This is a genomic window from Pseudomonas sp. BF-B-26, from assembly GCF_019956495.1.
In the GTDB taxonomy this organism is placed as follows: Bacteria; Pseudomonadota; Gammaproteobacteria; order Pseudomonadales; family Pseudomonadaceae; genus Aquipseudomonas.
Genome location: NZ_JAHBDP010000039.1, coordinates 1 through 2,939 on the forward strand (window position 1 = coordinate 1; position 2,939 = coordinate 2,939).

The following is a 2,939-nucleotide window of genomic DNA, read 5'->3' on the forward strand; positions in this document are numbered from 1 at the left end:
GGTTTGAGCAGATGGAGTTGTTTGAACGGTAGTGGCAGGGTTTTGGTGCTGTTGTGAATGTCAGGCCGCTTTCGCGAGCAAGCCCGCTCCCACAGTTGACCGCGTTGTTCAGACGAATGCGGTCAACTGTGGGAGCGGGCTTGCTCGCGAAAGCGGTTTGACGAAGCTTTTTGGCTTTTAGTTCGGTCCCGGATCCGCGACCAGTCGCCCGGCATCCTTGGTCAATGACTTGAGGAATTCGGTCTGCAACTCGGGATCGTTGCGCGTCAGTTCGATCAGGCTTTGTTCCAGCTCGGTGGCTTCCTCTTCCAGGCCCAGTTCCGACAAACGTTTGACCCGGTGTACCCACTGGCTCACTTCGTCGTCTTCGAGGTCGTCGTAAATCAGCCCGTGAGCTTCGAGCAGCTTACCGCGCAAGGAGCTACTGACCGCCAGGGACGAATTGGTGTGCACCTCGTCCTGAGCATCCTGGACACTGATCAGCAGCCGGCTCAGATGATTGATGTCGTGTTCGGCGAACGGGCTGTCCAGCAGGTTTACGCGCAATACACCGTTTTTGTCGGTGCTCATCTCGAACGTTTCCTTGCCGGCCTTGACCTCAACCGGACGCTCGCTCCATGGCAGGCTTGAGTATTCGGTGCGCTTGTCGAGCTGGACCTCGTCGATTCCCGCCAGGTTCTGTTGCGCGCGACCATGAGACTGCACGTTCATGAACGGGTTGAGCCCGGCGAAACCGTAGCTCAACCAGTCTTTCGTCACGCTGTCCGGCAGGTTGCCGAGGGCGAACACGTTGACCACGTTCGCACCGACACCGGCCACCACGGCCACCGCACCCAGCGGGATCTCGTAAGCCTCCCGCCAGGGTTGGTAAGGCGTGTAGCGGTCGTAGTGGCGTGTGACTTCGAATTCAGTGACTTCGAAAGTCTTTTGCTCGTGGATCTTCACCCGACGTTGCGGCAGCTCAAGCACCTTTGGCTCGCCGACATCGATCTGCAGGCTGTGGTCGAGCAATTTACGCTCGACACGTTCCTCGTGCTCGCTGCGTTGTGACATGTGATTGGCACAGCCGCTGACCAGCAGGGTGCCGCACAGGGCGGCACCACCGAGGCCTAAGGTGTTTCGCTTGAACATGACTTCTCTATCTGGTGTCAGCGGCGGATACGGGACTGAAGGAAGGCCAGCACGTCTGCGACCGGCAGCGCTTGCGCTTCGGGCTCGGTGCGGCTCTTGTATTCAAGATTGCCTTCGGCGAGGCCGCGGTCACTGACCACGATCCGGTGAGGAATGCCGATCAGCTCCATGTCCGCGAACTTGATGCCCGGGCTGGTTTTCTTGTCGCGGTCGTCCAGCAGTACTTCGAAGCCGGCGGCCGTCAATTCTGCATACAGCTTGTCGGTGGCTTCGCGAACCTGTTCGGTTTCGTAGCGCAGCGGTACCAGAGCGATCTGGAACGGGGCCAGCGTGTCGCTCCAGATGATCCCGTTGGCGTCGTTGTTCTGCTCGATGGCTGCAGCCACCACGCGGGAAACGCCGATGCCGTAGCAACCCATTTCCAGGGTGACTGGCTTGCCATTCTCGCCCAGCACTTCGCACTTCATCGCTTTGCTGTACTTGTTGCCCAGCTGGAAGATGTGCCCGACTTCGATGCCGCGCTTGATTTCCAGGGTGCCCTTGCCATCCGGGCTCGGGTCGCCGGCGACCACGTTGCGCAGGTCGGCAACGGTCGGAACCGGCAGATCACGCTCCCAGTTCACGCCGAAGTAGTGTTTGTCGTCGATGTTGGCGCCGATGCCAAAGTCGCTCATCAATTCGACGGAACGGTCGATGATGATTGGCAGCGGCAGGTTCAGCGGGCCCAGGGAGCCGGCGCCGGCACCAATGGCGTCGCGCAGTTCGGCTTCGGAGGCCATGACCAGCGGGCTGGCAACGCCAGGCTGGTTGCCGGCCTTGATTTCGTTCAGCTCGTGGTCGCCACGGATGATCAGGGCAATCAGCTTGCCTTTCTCTTCAGCGTGAACCACGAGGGTCTTGATGGTCTTTTCAATCGGCAGGTTGAAGCCTTCGACCAGTTGCGCGATGGTCTTGGCGTTCGGCGTGTCGACCAGGCGCAGCTCTTCGGCAGGTGCGGCGCGGGAGGTCTCGCGTGGCACGGCTTCGGCTTTCTCGATGTTCGCCGCGTAGTCGGAACCGTTGCTGAAGACGATATCGTCTTCGCCGGATTCGGCCAGCACGTGGAACTCGTGGGAGCCTGCACCACCGATCGAGCCGTTGTCGGCTTCAACCGGGCGGAATTTCAGGCCCAGGCGGGTGAACACGTTGCAATACGCCTGGTGCATACGGTCGTAGGTGACCTGCAGCGATGGCTGGTCAGCGTGGAAGGAGTAGGCGTCCTTCATGATGAATTCGCGACCGCGCATCAAGCCGAAGCGTGGACGGATTTCGTCACGGAATTTGGTCTGGATCTGGTACAGGTTGATCGGCAGCTGTTTGTAGCTGCTCAACTCGTTGCGCATCAGGTCGGTGATGACTTCTTCGTGAGTCGGGCCGGCGCAGAAATCGCGACCGTGGCGATCCTTGAAACGCAACAATTCAGGGCCGTATTCTTCCCAGCGACCGGATTCCTGCCACAGCTCAGCCGGTTGGGTGCTCGGCATCAACACTTCGAGAGAGCCCGCGGCGTTCATTTCTTCACGAACGATGGCTTCGACCTTGCGCATTACTCGCAAGCCCATCGGCAGCCAGGTGTACAGGCCCGAGGCGAGTTTGCGGATCATGCCGGCGCGCAGCATCAGCTGATGGCTGATCACGACCGCGTCGGAAGGCGTTTCTTTCTGTGTGGCGAGCAAAAATTGACTGGTGCGCATGGTTGGCCGTTGTCGGTTGCTGATGACGAGAAATGACTGAGCATTGTACGGGCGAGATCTGCTGGCGTACAGGCG

Annotated in this window: 2 protein-coding genes; both read right to left on the minus strand. The window is 59.9% G+C overall.

Going from position 1 to position 2,939, the window contains the following annotated elements:
- Window positions 1-177 precede the first annotated feature (177 nt).
- Window positions 178-1,131 carry a hypothetical protein gene (locus KGB03_RS03130; RefSeq protein WP_218536316.1) on the minus strand — a complete coding sequence of 318 codons (954 nt, stop codon included), beginning with the start codon at window positions 1,129-1,131 and terminating at the stop codon, window positions 178-180.
- Between the two features lie 17 nt (window positions 1,132-1,148).
- Complete coding sequence (locus KGB03_RS03135) at window positions 1,149-2,864, minus strand: proline--tRNA ligase (RefSeq protein WP_111450970.1); 1,716 nt, start codon at window positions 2,862-2,864, stop codon at window positions 1,149-1,151.
- Window positions 2,865-2,939: the final 75 nt, after the last annotated feature.